The sequence below is a fragment of the Paenibacillus forsythiae T98 genome (genome assembly GCF_000520735.1).
GTDB lineage: Bacteria > Bacillota > Bacilli > Paenibacillales > Paenibacillaceae > Paenibacillus_AQ > Paenibacillus_AQ forsythiae.
Genome location: NZ_ASSC01000475.1, coordinates 1 through 5,273, shown reverse-complemented (window position 1 = coordinate 5,273; position 5,273 = coordinate 1). Strand labels below are relative to the sequence as shown.

Below are 5,273 nucleotides of genomic sequence, written 5' to 3'. Positions count from 1 at the left end.
CGGATATTGTATCCGGCCCGCCGCGCGGCGGCTGGGCTACGGCACGGCGCTGCTGGCGGAACTGCTGGACAAAGCGCGCGGGCTGGGCATCTCCCGGACGCTCCTTACCTGCAACGAGGACAATGAGGGATCGCGGCGGGTCATCGAGCGCAACGGAGGGCATATGGCCGAGCTGGACAACCGGTACTGCCGATACTGGATTGACCTGTAAGTATTCCGGCGGCTCTACGAGCACAAAGGCTACATCAGGGATGACGAATTTTACAGCTATAATCTTTTTTTCTGACTATAATATCGGGGGATAGCGGTTTCATCCGGTCCTCAATCCTACAGGAGAAGCTAAGGGGCGTTGAAATGGAGAGCAGGGGTAGAAGGGCAATTTTTTTTGATTTGGACGATACGCTTTACGATCATCTTGTCCCGTTTCGCAACGCGGTGAGAGAGGTGATCCAGCCGGACGAGAGCGTGCTGGACGTTCTGCATTTATTCGACCGGGTACGGTATCACAGCGACCAGCTATGGCCGAGATATCTTCAGGGAGAGTTCTCCCTGGACGAGACGCGGGTGCGGCGAATGGAGATCGCTTTCAGCGAATTCGGGATACACCTCAGCCGGGAGCAGGCAACGCTTGTGCAGAAAGGCTATATCGGCCGCCAGTACAACATCGAGATGATTGACGGCGTGCTCCCGCAGCTCACGCGGCTCATGGAGGAAGGGCATGTGGTCGGCATTATTACCAATGGTCCGGTAGATCATCAGATGAGCAAAATCCGCGGGCTGGGCGTGGACAAGCTGATCCCTTCGGATCGGATTTTTATTTCGGATGCTGTCGGCATCGCCAAGCCTGATCCGGAAATCTTCGCTTATGTTAACCGGACCACGGGGACGACAGCGGACAACAGCGTGTACGTGGGCGACACCTGGCATAACGATGTGGTGGGCGCGCTGGACGCGGGCTGGGAGATGTGCTGGTACAACCCGAGAGGCAAGGGACCGGGCTCCGACCATAAGCCCACTCATACCTTCCGGAATTATGAAGAATTCTCGCTGCTGCCGATTACATGATTATTTTTAAAAAGACGGCGCTTGCCGGATTGCGAAGCTCCTCTCTTCACGGGGGGATGCGTGATCCGGCAGGCGTTTTTTTATTTTGGGAATAAAAATTGCGGACATAGGGCAACATTCCGGCCTTTCCGTCGTTATATCACCGAAAGGAGGTGCAGGATGGGGCCCGGGCACCTGAAGCGGCTGCTTCAACCTAAAATGGCGGAAATCCGCCGCTATTTAATCCGTTTGGGCGCTGACCCCGCCGATGCGGAGGATATTGTGCAGGATGCGGTGTACAAGGCGCTGCTGTATATAGAAGCGATTGACGAGCGCAAGTTCAGCGCTTGGCTGTATAAGGCTGCGATCAACCGCTACTATGATGTGTGCCGAAGGCAGAAGCGGTTTCAGCTTGCCGGAGAGAGCGCCGACCCCGCCATTCCGGAGCACGAGCTGCCGGAGGAGACTCTGCTGAGGCGGGAGCGCAAAGACCTGGTCGAGCGCGTTCTCGGGCAGCTGAATCCTGTGCACAGGCAGCTGATATTGATGAAATACGAGATGGAGCTGTCTTATAAAGAGATAGCGACCCTCCTGGACATCAGCGAGGGGAAGGTGAAGGCTTCATTATACCGCGCAAGGCGGCAATTCCAACACTATTACGGAGGTGAGGATCAATGACTGCTCCCTGGGAAGCGGAGGAGGATCAAGATCTTGTACAGACCATTAAACAAGCCAAACGAAGAACGCTTATCCGCAATATTCTGATATCCCTCGTGGTAAGTCTCGCTACGTTGACCGCTATTTTTATCGGCGCTGCCCATCTGATTGATTATGAGTCCCGTGAAACAATGTTCGATGAATACGGCTATATGTCAATCAGCAGCCCGAACGAGTATCTGGAACATGGATTCAAGGATCGGCGGGGATTTCTTTCCGGTGTACTGGAACTGGATACTTACAAGATTGTGGAGGGCGTACCCATTCCGTGGCGCGAAAAATGGATCAATTACCATGTGCCGGGGTTTCCGTTTACCACCGGGGTACATGGCGGAACCACCAGTCTGGAGGCGAATGATCCGGCGCTGAAAGCGCAAGGGTATGAATATAACCGCAAATACAATCCGGATAACGGCCAAAGGGAGCTGCTGTTCTATGTGCCGGGCGCCGATTACAACGGCAAGGTGCTGAACGAGATTCCTGCGCTGCGTCAGATGGAGTCCGGCAAGCTGGTGGAAATGGCGCTGTCTTTTGACAAGGGCTACTCCTTTGCCGAGGTGAAGGCCATGCTGCCTGCGGGCGTGCGTCCCGTATGGTATTGGGTCGATACGTATGATGACTGGAAGGACTTCGGCCTTGAGCCTCGCAAGGATGGGGACGTAACCGTATATCCGCAGCCCCTCATATCGACTTATAACGTGTATGGCTTTGGAGTCAGACCTGACTCCGACAAGCCGGACCCGGAGGACTTTATCGGGAGCGTAAAGTTCGGACAGGAGAAGAAAGGGACCTACTACAGCGAATATCGGCGAATTTATAATTATTTGAAAAAGGGCAAAGCCGAACCGGACATCGGCGATATCCGCATCCTGGGTGTCGTCGTCACCGGAACGGCCAAAACGCTGCAGATTCTGGACGGTCAATCTTATATCCGGGGGGCTGCCCTGGGCGCCGTTGTGGATAGGTACTGAAAATCTGGAGTTATACCGTAAAATTGGCTGTCTGGTCAAATAACGGACCCGGCCTGCCGGCCGACAGGCGCATCAAGTAGACGAGTGACAATTGGGTTGGAAAAAAAGGCGGCTCCGCTTGATGCGGGCCGCCTGACGCTTGTTGAAGCAGATCTCCCCGGCAGGGGCTTTCCGGACCTTATTCTTCTGAACCTGAAGGGTCCACCGCCCCGGTCAATTTCCGAAGCTGTACGACGGGTCTGTCAGCACAAGCCTTTCCCGGATGCCCGGGGTGGCATAGATTTTGTTATCATCGGTGATGAAGAAGCCCTCGGCCTTTTCCGGAAGCGACTCCAGGTATTTCAGCCCCTCTTCATAGCCCATCAGGAACACGCCGGTGGACAGCGCGTCCGCATCGGTCGCGTTCGGACTCATGATCGTCACGCTCTTGAGCCCGTTCTGCCCAGGATAGCCCGTTCGAGGATCAAGAATATGATGGTAGCGCACGCCGTCCTGGACGAAGTAGCGCTCGTAAACGCCGGAAGCGTCGATGACCTCATCGCTGATCTTGATCGTTCCAAGCTGGGTACCCCGGCTCTTGTCGGGGTCCTGCAGCCCAATGTTCCACTGCGCGCCGCCGGGCTTGGTTCCAAGGCCAATAATACTGCTTCCGCCAAGATTGATCATCGCGCTGTCAAGGCCCTGCTCCCTCAGATAGTCGGCGATCCGGTCTGCGGCGTAGCCTTTGCCGATGCCCCCGAGATCAAGCACCATTCCCGCTTTGGCGAGCTTGACCGTCTTCGCCTGCTCGTCGATGATAATATCCTTGTAATTGGTCAGGCTCTTCGCCTTGTCAATTTCGGCCTGCGAAGGAACCTTCTCTCCGCCATTGCCGATATTCCACAGGTCCACGAGCGGGCCGATGGTCGGATCGAACAGGCCGTTCATCTCCTCGGCATACTTGATGGACAGCTTCACGGCATCCAGCGTCTCGTCCGATACAGCAACCGCATTCTTACCGGCCGCGAGGTTGACGTTATAGATTTCTCCGCCTTCCTTCGTACGGCTGAATTCGATATCCATCCGTTCCAGCATCTGCTGGATATCGTCCATATTTTTTTGTGAAACGGTGTCTCCATAAATCTTGATCGTCACTACCGTATCGTAAATATAGAATTGCTGCGACAACGATTTCGGTTCCCCGTCAGCCGGCGTCCGGGAGCCGTTCTGCGCGGAGCCGGCTTGATCGTCTCCCTTGTTGCCCATGAATAGCCATGCCCCCGCGGCAGCGGCGATAATAATGATTAGTGCGGCCAGGAGCAGCACCGTCTTTTTGTTCTTGAACATGTTCCACCATCCATAAAGTAGATTCTTGGTCACAATATTTCTATCATAACCCAGATGGGACGCGGGGGGTATTATTTTTCATGACCATTTGCCCCATCAACGCGGAGAATCCGCAAGGCATCAACCATCGCACAGCCGACTGAACGCTGCACACACTCTGCAAAAAAAGATGGTTTCGCGCTGTAACGGAAGCGGCGGGCAAGCATGTGGCACGGTACGAACTTCAATGCGGCGCGACGAACCGAATCATGCAAAAAACCTGAAATTGTACATCTTGTTGTCCACTAGAGGCCGCATCGGCATAGCACATCAGTAAAAAATACAGTTATTTTTGCCCGTTGAAGCTCAAGTGAGTCAGCGGGCCTTAAATTCCTGCATAATTGTAGGCTTTTCCTGCTAATCCATTCTTTCGACTGAAATTACCTGCACTTTAGCACTTTTGCAAAACGCTGAACTTATAATCTCAACGAGCTATGGCAATTCCGCCATTATACTTTATAATCGTAGGTGAGTATTAAAAAATCAGCAGTCCATGGAGGTCATCCCATGAAAATAGAGATTTGGTCCGACTATGCCTGTCCTTTCTGCTATATTGGCAAAAGACGGCTTGAACATGCGCTCAGCCAGTTTCCGGGGCGTGACAAGGTGGAGATCGAGTACCGCAGCTTCCAGCTTGATCCGGAGGCCGCTCCCACCAGCAAGAGCATTCATGAATTGCTCGCATTAAAATACGGCATCACCGTGGAGCAGGCCAAGACGATGAACGCGCAGGTTGCCGATCAGGCACTTGGCCTCGGCCTTGACTTCCGGTTCGATACCGTTGTTCACGCCAATACGCGTGACAGCCACCGGCTGGCCCACTATGCCAGAACAAAGGGGCTGGCAGCGGAGCTTACCGAACGCTTGATGCAGGGCTATTTCACGGACGGGAGGAATCTGGGCGACCGTGAAGCGCTCGCGGCGCTTGCGGCGGAAGCCGGACTAGACAAGGAAGAGTCGGCGGCGGTGCTGAATTCGGACGCTTACGAAGGTGAGGTGAAGGCGGATATCGCGGCCGCGCAGCGGCTCGGCATTACCGGCGTTCCGTTCTTCGTGTTCAACGGCAAGTACGCTATTTCGGGAGCCCAGCCGGGACCGGTATTCTCCGAGGTTCTGGACCAGGTCTGGAGCGAGGAGCAGGAAGAGCCGGCGCTTCGGGTCATCGGGGGCACCGCT

6 protein-coding genes are annotated in these 5,273 nt (G+C 54.7%); 5 read left to right on the top strand and 1 reads right to left on the bottom strand.

The genetic code is table 11. The features are described from left to right. From L692_RS0115135 to L692_RS30670, 4 genes are all read left to right on the top strand, one after another. Positions 1-211 (top strand): GNAT family N-acetyltransferase (locus tag L692_RS0115135; RefSeq protein ID WP_025701005.1); only part of this gene is annotated, 211 nt, incomplete at its 5' end. 143 nt (positions 212-354) lie between these two features. Then, complete coding sequence (locus tag L692_RS0115130) at positions 355-1,065, top strand: HAD family hydrolase (protein WP_025701004.1); 711 nt, start codon at positions 355-357, stop codon at positions 1,063-1,065. A 159-nt stretch (positions 1,066-1,224) separates the two neighbouring features. Next, positions 1,225-1,722: an RNA polymerase sigma factor gene (locus L692_RS0115125; protein ID WP_025701003.1), complete on the top strand. Its 498-nt coding sequence runs from the start codon at positions 1,225-1,227 to the stop codon at positions 1,720-1,722. Continuing rightward, positions 1,719-2,732, top strand: a complete 1,014-nt coding sequence (locus tag L692_RS30670; RefSeq protein ID WP_025701002.1) for an anti-sigma factor — start codon at positions 1,719-1,721, stop codon at positions 2,730-2,732. The genes L692_RS0115125 and L692_RS30670 overlap by 4 nt, the downstream gene beginning before the upstream one ends. 213 nt (positions 2,733-2,945) lie before the next feature. On the opposite strand, the gene L692_RS0115115 is transcribed toward L692_RS30670, so the two are convergent. Further along, the gene (locus tag L692_RS0115115) at positions 2,946-4,058 is read right to left on the bottom strand and encodes an FAD:protein FMN transferase (RefSeq protein ID WP_025701001.1); all 1,113 of its coding nucleotides are present in this window, start codon (positions 4,056-4,058) and stop codon (positions 2,946-2,948) included. Positions 4,059-4,604: 546 nt separating this feature from the next. Here L692_RS0115115 and L692_RS0115110 point away from each other — a divergent pair. Continuing rightward, positions 4,605-5,273 (top strand): DsbA family oxidoreductase (locus tag L692_RS0115110; RefSeq protein WP_025701000.1); only part of this gene is annotated, 669 nt, incomplete at its 3' end.

Bases quoted from the DNA above. Each gene is read 5' to 3' on its own strand.
- L692_RS0115130 (WP_025701004.1), top strand. From the start codon at position 355: ATGGAGAGCAGGGGTAGAAGGGCAATTTTTTTTGATTTGGACGATACG.
- L692_RS0115125 (WP_025701003.1), top strand. From the start codon at position 1,225: ATGGGGCCCGGGCACCTGAAGCGGCTGCTTCAACCTAAAATGGCGGAA.
- L692_RS30670 (WP_025701002.1), top strand. From the start codon at position 1,719: ATGACTGCTCCCTGGGAAGCGGAGGAGGATCAAGATCTTGTACAGACC.
- L692_RS0115115 (WP_025701001.1), bottom strand. From the start codon at position 4,058: ATGTTCAAGAACAAAAAGACGGTGCTGCTCCTGGCCGCACTAATCATT.